Source organism: Nonomuraea sp. C10, assembly GCF_008017515.1.
GTDB lineage: Bacteria > Actinomycetota > Actinomycetes > Streptosporangiales > Streptosporangiaceae > Nonomuraea > Nonomuraea ferruginea.
The window spans coordinates 725,964-738,428 of record NZ_VPFF01000001.1; the positions used below are offsets into that span (position 1 = coordinate 725,964).

The window sequence follows — 12,465 nt, forward strand, 5'->3', positions numbered from 1 at the left end:
TTCATGACGGGAGCCCTTCCTGACGCCGGGACGCCCGCCGGGCCACCGCGTTGTCGGTGGCCCCGGTGATCGCGGCGATGATGTCTTCGGCGGAGACGTCGCCGACGTCGAAGACGCCGTTGTTGCGGCCGAGCCTGAGCACGGCGACCTTGTCGGCCACGGCCTTCACGTCGGCCATGTTGTGGCTGATCATGATCACGCCCAGGCCGTTCTCGCGCAGCCGCTCGACCAGGTTGAGCACCTCGGCCGTCTGGGCGACGCCCAGCGCGGCCGTCGGCTCGTCCAGGATGATGATCTTCGGGTCGCCGAGCAGCGACCTGGCGATCGCCACCGTCTGGCGCTGGCCCCCGGACAGCGCCGCCACCGGGACCCGCACGCTCGGGATCTTCGCGGAGAGCTGCCGGAGCAGCTCCCACGAACGCGTCTCCATCGCCACGTCGTTCAGGCGCAGCGGGCGGATCTCCTGGCCCAGGAACAGGTTCTGGATCACGTTGAGGTTCTCGCAGAGCGCCAGGTCCTGGAAGACGGTGGCGATGCCGAGCTTGTGCGCCGCCGCCGGGTTGGGGATGTCGACCTCACGGCCGGCGAACGTGATCGTCCCCGAGTCCGGCGGATGCACCCCTGAGAGGATCTTGACCAGCGTGGACTTGCCGGCGCCGTTGTCGCCGACCACCGCGACGACCTGGTGCGGGGCCACGTCGAGCTCGATGTCGGTGAGCGCGGCGACGGCCCCGAAGGTCTTGCTGATGCCGCGCAGGGACAGGACTGCGTCCGGCTTCTGTGTGGGCGACACGGGGACCCCTTACTTGATGTCGAGCGCGGCGCAGCCCTCGGCGTACTCGCCGGTGCACACCTCGGAGGCCTTCATGATGCCGCTGTCGAACAGCACCTCCTTGACGTTCTCCTTCGTCACGACCGTCGGGACGAAGAGCTCGGAGGGCGTGTCGTACAGGGAGTCCTTGCCCTCGGGCTTCTGGCCCTGCATGAACTGGTAGGCGACGTCGGCGGCGGCCTCGGCGACGATCTTGATCGGCTTGGAGATCGTGTTGTACTGGTCGCCCTTGATGATGCGCTGGGCGGCGGCGATCTCCGCGTCGTTGCCGGTGACCGGCGGCACGTCCTTGCCCGCGGCCTTGAAGGCGGCGATGGTGCCGCTGGCGGTGCCGTCGTTGGCCGCGACCACGCCGACGATGTCGTCGCCGAACTGGGTGATCTGGCCGCTGACCCAGGTCTGCGCCTTCTCCGGGCTCCACTCGGGCGTGTCGTACTCGGCCAGCAGCTTGAAGCCGCTGGGGTCGACGGCGCTGTGGATGCCCTTCTTGATCAGGCCGGCCGCGGCGTCCGTCGGGGAGCCGTTCACCTGGAGGATGCCGCCCTCGGCGTTCTCCGCCTTGAGGTGGTCGACCAGCGACTGGGCGATCAGCGAGCCGATCTTCTCGTTGTCGAACGAGATGTAGTAGTCGGCCGGAGTGGACGGGATCGGCCGGTCGTAGGCGATGATCGGCACCTGCTGCGCCTGCGCGGCGCGCACGATGGTGGCCGCCGCGGTGGAGTCGACGGGGTCGATCACGATGGCCTTGACGCCCTGGGCCAGCGCGGAGTTCGCCTGCTGCTGCTGCTTGGCGGCGTCGGAGTCGGCGTTCTGGTAGATGACGGAGCAGCTGGGGCAGAGCTCCTTCATCTTGGCCTCGAACAGCGGCTTGTCCTGCTGCTCGTACCGGGTCGAGGCGAGGTCGGGCATGAGGAACGCCACCTTGGCGTTCTCCGCGCCGCCCTCGGCGCCGCTGGTCGCCGCACCGTCGCCGCCGCCGGTCGAGCCGCACGCGGCCAGCGCCGAAGTCGCGAGGACCGCCACGGCGGCGAAGGCGGACGTCCGCATCTTGATTCTCTTCACGGGTTCTTTCCTCACTCGCTACGTCCAGCGGACGATCTCGTATGCGTCGCGTCCCCCGAATGCGACCAATGACGCGCCTGTCGGGCCACGTCCTGTGGTGGGCATCACGCTAGCCGGGGCCAGAACATTTGTCCAGCACGAGTGTTCACACTCTAGGCATGCGGACGACGCCGGGTTCACCCCGGCGTGGCGCTCAACGCGTGGCGGCGAGGATGCTCTCGGCGGTCAGCGCGTCGGTGACGAGCCGGTTGAAGTAGCCGCCCCTGGCACCCGCGATGATCGAGGCCACCTTCTCCCCGCCCACGGCGACGGCGATCGAGTGCGGGATGCGCCGCAGCTCCTCCAGGCCGGCCGCGACCAGGCGTTCGCTGCCCGGGTAGCCGACAGGCTCGCCGTCGCGGTCGTAGAAGCGCGAGCAGACGTCGCCCACGGCCCTGCGCAGGCTGGGCTCGTCGCGCGGCACGAACGCGGGCACGACCTGGCGCGTCAGCGGCGGCGAGCCGACGCCCACGACCGCGCACCTGGCCTGCGCCCACAGGTCCATCACCCGGCGCACCGACGGCTCGTGCTGCAGCGAGTAGAACAGCTCGGGGCCAGGCAGCGCGGGCGCGTACAGGTAGTGGGGCACGCCGCCGACCTGGTCGGCCAGCAGGCGGGTGGTCTCGTTGGTCTGGAACCAGGGCTGCGGGTCCTGCTGCCCGCCGACCGCCGGGGCGATCCGCACGCCGGGGAAGCGGCCGAGCCCCTCGCGCGCGCACTCGTACACGGTGCTGCCCGACGACACCAGCACCACGTCGCCCGACTCCAGCCCCACCGCCGCCAGCGCCTTGGCCAGGCCGGGGGCCAGCCACGGGCCCAGCGCGGGGCCGCTGACCTTGGGGACCAGGTGGACGTCGTGGAGGTTCAGCGCGCCGGCGACCTCGCTCGCCAGGTGGCCTCCGGCCAGCCGTTCGGGGCGGTGCACCCTGATCTCGACGATGCCCTGCCTGCGCGCCTCGGTCAGCAGCCGGCTCACGGTCGCCCTGCTGACGCCCAGCCGTTCGGCGATGTCGGCCTGGGTGGCGTCGTGAAGGTAGTACTGCGACGCCGCGGCGTACATCAGCTCCTGGGGGAAGCGGGCTTCCTGTGCGGCGTCGACATTCATGCGCGCGCTCCCTGGGGATTCTCTGAACAATTGTGCTGAACGTATGCGCTCGACTATACCTTCGCGCCGCCCGGAAGAAAGGCTAGCGATCCTGGCGCGAATCCGGGATGCCCGGCCGGATCGCGCCCGCGACGAGGGCGTCGCCGAGCGGGGTGCGCGCGTACAGGACGCTGCGGCCGGTCCGGGTGCCGCTGATCAGCCCCGCCTCGCGCAGCGCCGCCAGGTGGCCGCCCGTGGTGCCGAGGCTCTGCCCGAGCAGCGCGGCCAGGTGGGTGGTCGTGGCCGGCGCGGCCAGCTCCTCCAGGACTCGGGCGCGGGTGCGCCCGATCAGCCGCGCCAGGCCGGCCCCCGCCCGGCGCCGTCCGGCCGCGATCCCGCGGGCGGGGTACACCAGCGCGGACGGCCACGCCTCCTCCAGGTACGCGCCCAGGTTGCCGATGAACGCCGACGGCAGGAACAGCAGCCCCTTGCCGCCCAGCCGGTACCACTCGTCCTGCGTGCCCATCGCGATCTCGATGTGGCCGTCGCCGTTCCAGCGCACCTGCTCGCTCAGGCCGTCGAGCGCCGCCGCCCACCCGTAGGCCGCCAGCCGCCCTGCCCGGTGCACCACGTCCCGCTCCAGGATCGCCTGGAAGTGCGGCCACTCCCTGGACACGATCTCCGTCCAGAGCGCCTCGTACGCGTCGGCGATGAGCCGCACCACGTCGGCGCCGAGCAGCAGGGTCCTGGCCTCCTCGGCGGGCGGCGGGCGGCGGGCCAGCACCGCGGCGATCTCGGCGTGCGCCTGCTCGATCGGGGTCTCCCTGACGGCGGACAGCTCCGCCTCGAACGGCACGCCCACGCCGGTGGGCGGGGGCGCGATGAAGTCCACGTTCGCGTCGCCCCGGTTGCCGGAGATCACGGCCGTGGCGCGCAGCGCCGGGTGGCGGCGCGCCAGCTCCCGGTACGCCGGCCGCCACCGGTCCACCCATTGCCGGTGCACGCCCGCCGGTCCGCGGCCGTCGAGCAGCCACTGCGCGTGCATGGTCTCGATCAGCGGCGAGATGGCGAACCGGCTGGCGGCCACGTCCTGTGGGGTGACCTCGATCCTGTACACCATCTTTCGGTTATATCCGAAAGCTTCGCCGCGAGCTTGGACCCCGGCCACCATCGGATGAACAGAAGAGGCGGCCCCGGCCCTCCCTCCGGGGCCGCCCCTCCCATCTCTCCTGAGGAGATCCGCCTTGTCCACCGAACGCGCGGCGACCTACGGCGAGGTGTTCGCCGTCCGCGAGTTCCGGGTGCTGTTCGGCAGCTTCGCGCTGCTGGTGTCCGGCGACTCGATCAAGATGCTGGCGCTGTCGGTGCTGGTGTACGCGGAGAGCGGCTCGCCCGGGCTGGCCGCGGCCGCCTACATGGTGGGCTGGCTGCCGTACATCGTCGGTGGCATGTTCCTGCTGTCGCTGGCCGACCGGCTGCCCGCGCGAGGGCTCATGGTGGTGGGCGAACTGGTCAGGGTGGTGGTGTGCCTGCTGCTGGCGTACGCGGGGCTGCCGGTCTGGGCGATGCTGGCGCTGGTGCTGGTCACGGGGCTGTTCTCGCCCGTCTTCGGCGCCGCGCGCAGCGCCATGCTGCCGGACGTGCTGCCCGGTGACGCGTTCGTCCTGGGACGGTCGCTCCTGGGCGTCACCTCGGCCGGAGCCCAGATCGGCGGCCTGGCCGTGGGCGGCGCCTTCCTGGCCGCCACCGGCCCCCAGGGCGCCCTCGCGGCCACCGCCGCGCTCTCCGCCTTCGGCGCCCTGATCCTCCGCTTCGGCCTTCCGTCCAGTCCGCCGCGCCAGACTGACCGGCGGGGCTCCGCTTCCGGAGCGGTGCGGACCACGCTGCGGGTCAACAGGCTGCTGCTCGCCGACCGGCGGGTGCGCGGGCTGCTGTTGGCGTCGTGGGTGCCGCCGCTGTTCCTGGCCGGGGGCGAGGCGATGATCGTGCCGTACCTGGGCGGGCAGGGCAAGGCCGGCGTGGTGCTGGCCGCGGCCGCCGCCGGGATGGCGGTGGGGGAGTTCGCCGTCGGCCGGTTCGCCGCGCCGGCGCTGCGGGAGCGGCTCTCGCTGCCGCTGGCGGTGCTGCTCGGGGTGCCGTGGCTGGGGTTCCTGGCCGCGCCCGGCGTCGGGTGGGCCGCCGCCCTCGCCGCCGTCGCGGCCGCGGGCCTCGCCTACCAGCTCGGGCTGCAGCGCCGGTTCGTCGACGCGGTGCCCGAGGACGTGCGCGGGCAGGCGTTCGGGCTGCTGTCGACGGGGCTGATGACCGGGCAGGCGGTGGGCGCGGCGCTCATCGGCGTCGTGGGCGAGGTGTTCTCGCCCCGGCTGGGGATCGTGGTCGCGGGCGCCGCCGGCGTCCTCGCCGCCCTGGCCCTGTGGCGGCCCCTCCGCCCCGAGCCCGCCCCGGAGAGAATCACCGCCGACCAGGCCCCCACCCGAACCTCTTGATCCGTTGATCCCCTCTCGGGCAGGGCGCCGCAACGCGTGCCTGAGGCCCGCCGGGCTTGCCGTAAGTTCAGAAAAATCACGACCTTTTGGGAAACCCCTCGGGCTCGGCGCCGTCATGCGTGCCTGACGGCCCGCTCAGCCCGCCGTAGGTCCGGGTTCGGGACCGCGTCCGCTGACGGGGCCGCCCGCGTCAGGGAGGGGGAATCGTTCGGCCGAAGCTCTCGGGTGCGGCGCGTCGATGTCCGTGAGTCTCACGGGGGCAGCTCGCCCGAGCCGCGGGGGACGAGGCCGACCGGCAGCACCGGGTGCTCGGCGGGTCCGGTGTCGCCCGAGAGCCTGCGGAACAGCAGCTCGGCCGCCACCCGCCCCATGCGCGCCGGATCCTGCGCCACCACCGTCACGCCGAGCAGGTCCGACAGCTCGAAGTCGTCGAACCCGACCACCGCCGGCCCCCGCCGCCCCGCCAGCGCGCGCAGGGCCGTCACGGTGAGCCGCCCGTTGCCGGTGAACACCGCCGTCGGCGGCCGGTCCAGGGCCAGCATCCGGTCGAGCGCCGCCCGTACGGTGTCGAGCGCGGGGGCCCGCATGCACACCAGCCGCTCGTCGTAGAGGTGACCGAGTGCGGTCCGGTAGCCGTGCAGCCGCCGCGCGGCCGTGAAGATCGACGGCTCGTCGCCGAGGAACGCGATCCTGCTGTGCCCGTGCGCGACGAGGTGCCGGGTGGCCAGGGCCGCGCCGCCCGCGTTGTCGGCGAGCACCGTGTCGACGTCGATCCCCGGTCCCGGCGGCCGGTCCACGAACACGGCCGGGGTGCCCGCGTCGAGCTCGGGCCGCAGGTAGGAGTGGTCCTCGCCGGCGGGCACCACGATCAGCCCGTCGACCCGCCGCGCGCAGAACGTGAGCACCAGCTCCCGCTCTCGCTCCGGGTCCTCGCTGGACGACCCGCTGAGCAGCAGGCACCCGTGGGCGGCGGCCACGGACTCCACGGCCCGGCTCAGCCCGGCGTAGAAGGGGTCGGCGACGTCCTCGATGACCAGGCCGATGGTGGCGGTGCGGCCCCGGCGCAGCACGCGGGCGCTCTCGTTGCGGCTGTAGCCGAGCCGGTCGATGGCGGCGCGCACCCGGTCGGCGGTCGCCGGATGCACGCCGGGCTCGCCGTTGACCACGCGGGACACGGTCTTGAGCGCGACGCCCGCGGCCGAGGCGACGTCCTTCATCGTCGGTCTCACGTCTAGGATCCTTTCTCACCTCGCAGTGCCGGACAACGTTGTCAAAGCACTGTGCGACAGGAGGAACCCGATGTCGTTCAGATCCGCACTGCTCGTCGCCGGCATCGTGCTGGCCGGGCTGAACCTCCGGCCCGCCATCGCCGGGGTCTCGCCGCTCCTCGACGAGATCATGACCGACGTCGGGCTCAGCCCCGCGGGAGCCGGCGGCATCTCCACGGTCATGGTGATCTGCCTGGGCGTGTTCGGGCCGTTGGCGCCGCTGCTCGCCCGCCGCATCGGGCTGGACCGCACGCTCCTGGCCGGCCTGCTGCTGCTCGCGCTCGGGGTGGTGCTGCGGGTCCTCGACGGCGCCCCGGTCCTGTACGCAGGCTCGGCCGTCGCGGCGACGGCCATCGCCGTGATGAACGTGATCATGCCCGCCATCGTCAAGCAGCACTTCCCCCACCGGCTGAACCTGCTGACCGGCGTCTACTCCTCGGCCATCGTGGGCGGCGCGGCGGGCGCCTCGGCCCTGGTCATCCCGCTGGAGAACGCCACCGGTCACGACTGGCGCGGCGTGTCGGCGCTGATGGCCGTGCCGGCCCTGGCCGCCGCCCTGCTCTGGCTGCCGCAGGTGTTCGGCAGGCAGGTGCTCCCCCCTCGGGGGCCGCGGCCCATCCGGGCGGTCCTGCGCAGCCGGGTGACCTGGCAGGTGACGGCCTGGATGGGGCTGCAGTCGGCGACGTTCTACATCATGCTGACGTGGCTGCCGAAGATCTTCCTGGACGCCGGGCTGCCCGCCGACCAGGCCGGTTACCTGCTCGGGCTGACGACCCTGGTCCAGGTGGCCGCCACGCTGGGGGTGCCGGTCCTGGCCGGGCGGCGGGCGTCGCAGGTGCCGTACGTGATGGCGGCGGGTGTGCTGACCGGCCTCGGCTACCTGGGGGTGCTGGTGGCGCCGACGACGGTGCCGTGGCTGTGGATGATCGTGCTGGGCATCGGGCAGGGCGCGTCGTTCGCGCTGGCGCTGCTGATCATCGCGCTGCGCCCGGCCGACCCGGCGGCGGTGACGGCGCTGTCCGCGGTGGCGCAGTCGCTCGGGTACGTGATCGCGGCGCTCGGCCCGCTGCTGTTCGGGTATCTGGGGCAGGTGTCCGGTGGCTGGTCCGTGCCGCTGGCGGCCGGGCTGGGCGTGGTGGGGGCGCAGCTGGTCACCGGATGGTTCGCGGGACGCCCTGCTACCTTAGGCAAGGTTAACCTTTAGCGAAGGGGTTCCGGGGTGCTGACCGAGGTGCTGGAACGCGTCGCCGCCGAGCGCGGCGGCGTGCTGGGCGTGGAGCCGGGCCTGGTCATCGAGCCCGACGAGAGCTGGACGGCCGTCGCCGGCCTGGTGCGGGAGCCGTACACGGTGCTGGGCGAGCTGGTCGACGAGACGGCGGCGCGCTGGAACGCGCCACGCCACGTCGGCGCGGCGCTGTTCTGGAAGACCTACGGCTACTGGCACACGCTGCCGATGGCGCTCGGCTGGGCGCTGGACGGGCACGTGCCGATCATGAAGCTGGCCGACACGTACGTCAGGCGCTCCGACGCCGGGGTGACGATCGCGGCGAGCCGGGTGAGCTGGACGGAAGGTGCCGGCGCGATCCGGGAGGCGCTGGCGGAGTCGCAGCGGCCCCTGGTCAAGGCGATCGGCTCGATGGCCAGGGTGGGCGAGCGGACCTTGTGGGGCTCGACGGCCGAGGCGTTCGCGCACCCTCTGATCTCGATGGTGCCCGGCGACTACATGGACCTGCTCAGGCGCGTCGGCGAGCCGGTCGACGGACTGATCGAGCCGTCCGGCGACGGATACTTCCGCCGTACCTGCTGCCTGTGGGTGACGCTGCCGGACGCCGAGCCGTGCGGGAGCTGCTGCGTGCTGAGGAAGCCCGCCGCCTGAACACGGACCCGGGGACGGCGGCTTGGACGGCGTCTGATCGCAGGGCGTGGAGTGCCTGAACGCGCGGCGTGACCGGGGCGTTACCACGCGGTCACCGGAATGTCGGTGGCGGCGTTTATCGTGGCGGGATGCCCCGCAAGCGAGCGACGATCCGGGAGGTGGCGCGCGCCACGGGCCTGTCCCAGGCCGCCGTCTCCTACGCGCTGCGCGGCGTGCAGGTCGCGCCCGAGACCGTCGAGCGGGTCCGCGCCGCCGCGGCCGAGCTCGGCTACGAGGCCGACCCGATCGCCCGCGCCCTGGCCAGCGGCCGCACCGGCATGATCGGGGTGCTCTGCGCCTCGCTGGAGGACCTCTGGCAGCAGTCGCTGGCCGTGGGCATCAGCAGGGGCCTGCGCGAACGCGACCGCTACGCGCTCATCCTCGACGCCGCCGGCGACCCGGCGCGCGAGCGGGCGCTCGCCGGCCAGCTGCGTGACCAGCGCGTCGACGGCCTCATCGTGCAGCCGCTCGACCCCGCCGCGCCGTTCTGGCCCGAGCTGTGCGCGTCGCTGCCGGTGGTCGCGGTCGGCGACTCGCTGCGCGGCACCGCCGCCGAGGTCGTCTTCGACAACCGGCGCGGCGTCACGCTCGCGCTGGAGCACCTGCGGGCGCTCGGCCACCGCCGCGTCGGCGTGCTCACCCCCACCCGGCCCAGCACCCCCGACCGTCCCGCTGACGTGCACGTCCTGGCCGAGGCCGAGCGGCTGGGCCTCGACATCGAGGTGGCGAGCGCCGCGCACGGCCCGATCGCCGCCACGCGAGCCGCCCGCGACCTGCTCGGCGGCGCCCGGCCGAGCGCCGTCTTCTGCTTCGCCGACTCCATCGCCTACGGCGTCTACGCCGCCGCCCGCGAGCTGGGGCTGTCGATCCCCGGCGACGTCTCGGTGATGGGCTACGACGACCACCCGATGTCCGGCCTGCTCACTCCCGAGCTGTCCACCGTCGACTGGAACATCGACGGCATCGTCGGCGCGGCCGTCCGCCTCATGACCGACGCGGCCGACGGCCAGGGCGAGCGCCGGCGCGTCGTCCAGCTGCCCACCCTGCGCGAGCGCGAGTCGGTGGCCGACCTCAGTCGTCGGGGATGAGCCAGCTGAGCAGCCAGGTCACCACGCTGATGATGATCGCGCCGAAGAACGCGTCGGGCCAGAAGGAGTCGACATGGAAGGGGATGCTCAGCTGGCCGGCCACCCAGCTGGTCAGCAGCAGCATGGCGGCGTTGATGACCAGCAGGAACAACCCGAGGGTGAGCACGATCAGCGCGCACCCGAGGCCTTTCACGATGGGTTTGACGATGGCGTTGATGAGGCCGAAGATCAGCGCGACGACGAGGAGCGTGCCCCAGTAGCTCGCCGAATACTCCGGCGCCGTCACGTCGATGCCGTCGAGGAACTGGACCGCCACCCAGAGCGCGACCGCGGCCGCGAGGGTTCTGATGATGAATCTCACGCTGCTTGATCCTCCCACTGCCGTCGCCATACGGATAGGCCGGAGCGGATCCCGATGCGTTACCGCCCCGCTCGCCCGGGAAAGGGGGAGGTTACCAGGGAGGAGCGAGATGGACGCCACCGGACTCGAAACGCTGTCGGACAGCGAGCTGCACGAACGCGCCGTGCGCTACGCCGTCCGCCATGGGGACCTCGGGTTCCTGTGGAACCTGCTCAAGGTGATCCCCGCGGCCGAGGCGGCCACCGGCCACGCGAGCGAGACGACGGCCGACCTCACCCGCGTCTCGGCGCTGCTGAGCGACGCGATGACCGCGGGCGAGGGCAACCTGGGGGCGGCGCTGCGCCCCGTCTACCTTGAGTATCTACGCGAGCATCCCGACGCCTAGCCGGCCAGCTAGCCGGCCAGCAGGGTGCCCGCCCCGCTGTAGGCGGCCAGGCCGGGGGTGCCGAACTCCTGGCCGTCACGGGTCACGATCAGGCTCTGGTACGGGCCCTCGCCCAGCTCGATCCCGAAGCGCCTGGCGAGCACCGGTCCCATCGCGTACATGGCGGTGGCGTAGGCGTCCGCCACTCCCAGGTCGGGGCCGAGCACGGTGACGGACGACAGGGCGTCCTGCGGCTCGCCCGTACGGGGGTTCACGATCTTGGCGCGGCCGGAGGTCGCGACGGCCAGGTCGTGGGCGAACAGGACCCTGCGCACCACCCCGGTCTTCGGGTCGCGGACGCCGATCCGCCAGCGCTTGCCCGGCGAGGCCGAGCCGCGCACCCGGATGTCGCCGCCGGCGTCGATGAGGTGGTCGACCGCTCCCGACTGCGTCAGCGCCCGTGACAGCCGCTCCAGCGCCCAGCCTTTGATGTAGCCGGACGGGTCGACCCTGCCGTTGATCCGGGCCTCGAACCAGCCGTCGGTCGCTTTGCTCAGTTCGTCGCACCGGTGGAGCACCTCGACGAGCTCCGGCACCTGACGCAGGGTCTGCCCGCGGTTGAGGCGGAAGATCTGGCTGTCCTCGTCGTCCGGGTCGAACGTCTCTTCCACCCACCGCAGCCACCTGAACGCGTGGTCGAGCACGGGAGTGAGCTCCCGCGTCGGCAGGGCGGTACGGATGTCGACACTGACGTGTGTGCCCATGAAGTTCCCGACACGGGCCGTTCCGGGGAAAGTCGTCACCTTCGCCTCCTTGTCCCCAGTAACACTCTCATAACGTCCGTAATGTCGGGTTAAGGGTATGCCGCAGCTTTACCGGCCTTTTACCGTGTCCTGGCCGTCCGCACCTGGGCGCCGGGAACGGCCAGCCGGGAGAGCGCGCCGCGCACGTACCGCTGGAAGTGCCGGGGGCCGGCGAGGATCACCTCGCGCTCGACGATGTCCGGAACCTGCCTGCTCAGGCCGGAGGCGCTCAGCCGCTCCTTCGTCCGCGGGTCGTGCTCCGCGCCGACCACCAGCACCAGGCCGTACCGCTGGTGAAGGTCGAGCAGTTCGGCGTCGACCCGCTCGGTGCGGTAGACGGCGACGGTGTCCGCGCCCTTGCCGGCCAGCAGCCCCCGCAGCGCGCCGGGCTCCAGCCCGGTGGCGATGAGCACGGTGCCCTTCGTGTGCCGGCCGTGGACGCGTACCGCCATGACGGCCGCCACCGCGTACACGGCCAGAGCCGCGCCCGTGACCGGGGACGCGTGACCGAGCAGGTACGCGGCCGGCGCCGCACCCGCTCCCAGACAGAAGAGGAGGGAACCGAGGAATTTCCGCTCACTAGCCATGATTGAACGATGCGTCTCGAAGATGAGAAGCGTCTGAGTAAGGTCTAAAACATGGCTAACGTGCGGGTAGAGCGGACCGAGGACGGCGGATTCCTGGCGACCAATGCCAGAGGCGCCCAGGTGCGGATGGGTGGTGCGGAGGACGGCGTGTTCACGCCTGTCGAGTTGTTGCTCGCGGCGCTGGGCGGATGTCACATCGTCACCGTCGAGCCGCTGACCGCCAAGCGCGGCCAGCGGCTGGTGCGCCTGGCCATGGAGGTCTCGGCCGACAAGGTCGAGCCGAACCGCCTGGGTCCCGTCACCGTCCGCTACGACGTCGAGCTGCCCTCGGAGGAGGCCGACGAGGTGTTCAGGGCGGTGGCGCACCGGGTGCACGAGAAGTACTGCACCGTCGGCCGCTCGCTCGAAGAGGGCACCGAGGTCCGTTTGGAGATCCCGTAGCCCTGATTAAACGGATATTCGACTGCGTTATGACGCGGTCGTTGCATAGGCCCCGGTAGCGTCGTAGACAGGTCGGAAGCATGGTGACCGGCCGAGAGACCTACACCGAAAAGCAGGCAGCGGAGGGGGACCGCT

Annotated in this window: 14 protein-coding genes; 6 read left to right on the top strand and 8 right to left on the bottom strand. The window is 72.2% G+C overall.

Going from position 1 to position 12,465, the window contains the following annotated elements:
- Position 1: 1 nt before the first annotated feature.
- The 4 genes from FR742_RS03380 to FR742_RS03395 all read right to left on the bottom strand — a co-directional run bounded on the left by FR742_RS03380 (position 2) and on the right by FR742_RS03395 (position 4,137).
- Complete coding sequence (locus FR742_RS03380) at positions 2-793, bottom strand: ATP-binding cassette domain-containing protein (protein ID WP_148029552.1); 792 nt, start codon at positions 791-793, stop codon at positions 2-4.
- A 9-nt stretch (positions 794-802) separates the two neighbouring features.
- On the bottom strand, positions 803-1,894 hold the full coding sequence (locus FR742_RS03385) for a sugar ABC transporter substrate-binding protein (protein ID WP_222708823.1): 1,092 nt from the start codon (positions 1,892-1,894) through the stop codon (positions 803-805).
- A gap of 193 nt (positions 1,895-2,087) precedes the next feature.
- The gene (locus FR742_RS03390) at positions 2,088-3,038 is read right to left on the bottom strand and encodes a sugar-binding transcriptional regulator (RefSeq protein ID WP_148029553.1); all 951 of its coding nucleotides are present in this window, start codon (positions 3,036-3,038) and stop codon (positions 2,088-2,090) included.
- 82 nt (positions 3,039-3,120) lie between these two features.
- Positions 3,121-4,137: a helix-turn-helix transcriptional regulator gene (locus tag FR742_RS03395; protein ID WP_148029554.1), complete on the bottom strand. Its 1,017-nt coding sequence runs from the start codon at positions 4,135-4,137 to the stop codon at positions 3,121-3,123.
- A 124-nt stretch (positions 4,138-4,261) separates the two neighbouring features.
- On the opposite strand from FR742_RS03395, the gene FR742_RS03400 reads away from it, so the two are divergent.
- Positions 4,262-5,503 carry an MFS transporter gene (locus tag FR742_RS03400; RefSeq protein ID WP_261808338.1) on the top strand — a complete coding sequence of 414 codons (1,242 nt, stop codon included), beginning with the start codon at positions 4,262-4,264 and terminating at the stop codon, positions 5,501-5,503.
- Between the two features lie 251 nt (positions 5,504-5,754).
- Here the strand turns inward: FR742_RS03400 and FR742_RS03405 are convergent, their stop codons facing one another.
- Entirely contained in the window at positions 5,755-6,732 is a 978-nt protein-coding gene (locus FR742_RS03405; RefSeq protein ID WP_396989214.1) for a LacI family DNA-binding transcriptional regulator, read from the bottom strand.
- Between the two features lie 70 nt (positions 6,733-6,802).
- Here FR742_RS03405 and FR742_RS03410 point away from each other — a divergent pair, with 70 nt between their 5' ends.
- The 3 genes from FR742_RS03410 (at position 6,803) to FR742_RS03420 (ending at position 9,774) form a co-directional block, all read left to right on the top strand.
- The gene (locus FR742_RS03410; protein WP_148029555.1) at positions 6,803-7,975 is read left to right on the top strand and encodes an MFS transporter; all 1,173 of its coding nucleotides are present in this window, start codon (positions 6,803-6,805) and stop codon (positions 7,973-7,975) included.
- Between the two features lie 15 nt (positions 7,976-7,990).
- Positions 7,991-8,647 (top strand): (2Fe-2S)-binding protein, encoded by a 657-nt coding sequence (locus FR742_RS03415; protein WP_148029556.1) that lies wholly within the window; start codon positions 7,991-7,993, stop codon positions 8,645-8,647.
- A gap of 128 nt (positions 8,648-8,775) precedes the next feature.
- The gene (locus FR742_RS03420; RefSeq protein ID WP_148029557.1) at positions 8,776-9,774 is read left to right on the top strand and encodes a LacI family DNA-binding transcriptional regulator; all 999 of its coding nucleotides are present in this window, start codon (positions 8,776-8,778) and stop codon (positions 9,772-9,774) included.
- Here the strand turns inward: FR742_RS03420 and FR742_RS03425 are convergent.
- On the bottom strand, positions 9,758-10,135 hold the full coding sequence (locus FR742_RS03425) for a phage holin family protein (RefSeq protein ID WP_148029558.1): 378 nt from the start codon (positions 10,133-10,135) through the stop codon (positions 9,758-9,760). The two genes, FR742_RS03420 and FR742_RS03425, sit on opposite strands and share 17 nt — an antisense overlap.
- Before the next feature lie 109 nt (positions 10,136-10,244).
- Here FR742_RS03425 and FR742_RS03430 point away from each other — a divergent pair, with 109 nt between their 5' ends.
- Positions 10,245-10,520: a hypothetical protein gene (locus tag FR742_RS03430; protein WP_148029559.1), complete on the top strand. Its 276-nt coding sequence runs from the start codon at positions 10,245-10,247 to the stop codon at positions 10,518-10,520.
- Positions 10,521-10,528: 8 nt separating this feature from the next.
- Here FR742_RS03430 and FR742_RS03435 read toward each other — a convergent pair whose 3' ends face one another.
- Positions 10,529-11,302: an FAD:protein FMN transferase gene (locus tag FR742_RS03435; RefSeq protein ID WP_148029560.1), complete on the bottom strand. Its 774-nt coding sequence runs from the start codon at positions 11,300-11,302 to the stop codon at positions 10,529-10,531.
- 80 nt (positions 11,303-11,382) lie between these two features.
- A complete protein-coding gene (locus FR742_RS03440) occupies positions 11,383-11,889 on the bottom strand; it encodes a hypothetical protein (protein WP_148029561.1) in 507 nt (168 codons plus the stop codon).
- 51 nt (positions 11,890-11,940) lie between these two features.
- On the opposite strand from FR742_RS03440, the gene FR742_RS03445 reads away from it, so the two are divergent.
- Entirely contained in the window at positions 11,941-12,330 is a 390-nt protein-coding gene (locus FR742_RS03445; protein WP_148029562.1) for an OsmC family protein, read from the top strand.
- Positions 12,331-12,465 lie beyond the last annotated feature (135 nt).

Coding starts and splice junctions, on each gene's coding strand:
- FR742_RS03390 (WP_148029553.1), bottom strand. CDS start 3,038: ATGAATGTCGACGCCGCACAGGAAGCCCGCTTCCCCCAGGAGCTGATG.
- FR742_RS03440 (WP_148029561.1), bottom strand. CDS start 11,889: ATGGCTAGTGAGCGGAAATTCCTCGGTTCCCTCCTCTTCTGTCTGGGA.
- FR742_RS03420 (WP_148029557.1), top strand. CDS start 8,776: ATGCCCCGCAAGCGAGCGACGATCCGGGAGGTGGCGCGCGCCACGGGC.
- FR742_RS03410 (WP_148029555.1), top strand. CDS start 6,803: ATGTCGTTCAGATCCGCACTGCTCGTCGCCGGCATCGTGCTGGCCGGG.
- FR742_RS03430 (WP_148029559.1), top strand. CDS start 10,245: ATGGACGCCACCGGACTCGAAACGCTGTCGGACAGCGAGCTGCACGAA.
- FR742_RS03445 (WP_148029562.1), top strand. CDS start 11,941: ATGGCTAACGTGCGGGTAGAGCGGACCGAGGACGGCGGATTCCTGGCG.
- FR742_RS03395 (WP_148029554.1), bottom strand. CDS start 4,137: ATGGTGTACAGGATCGAGGTCACCCCACAGGACGTGGCCGCCAGCCGG.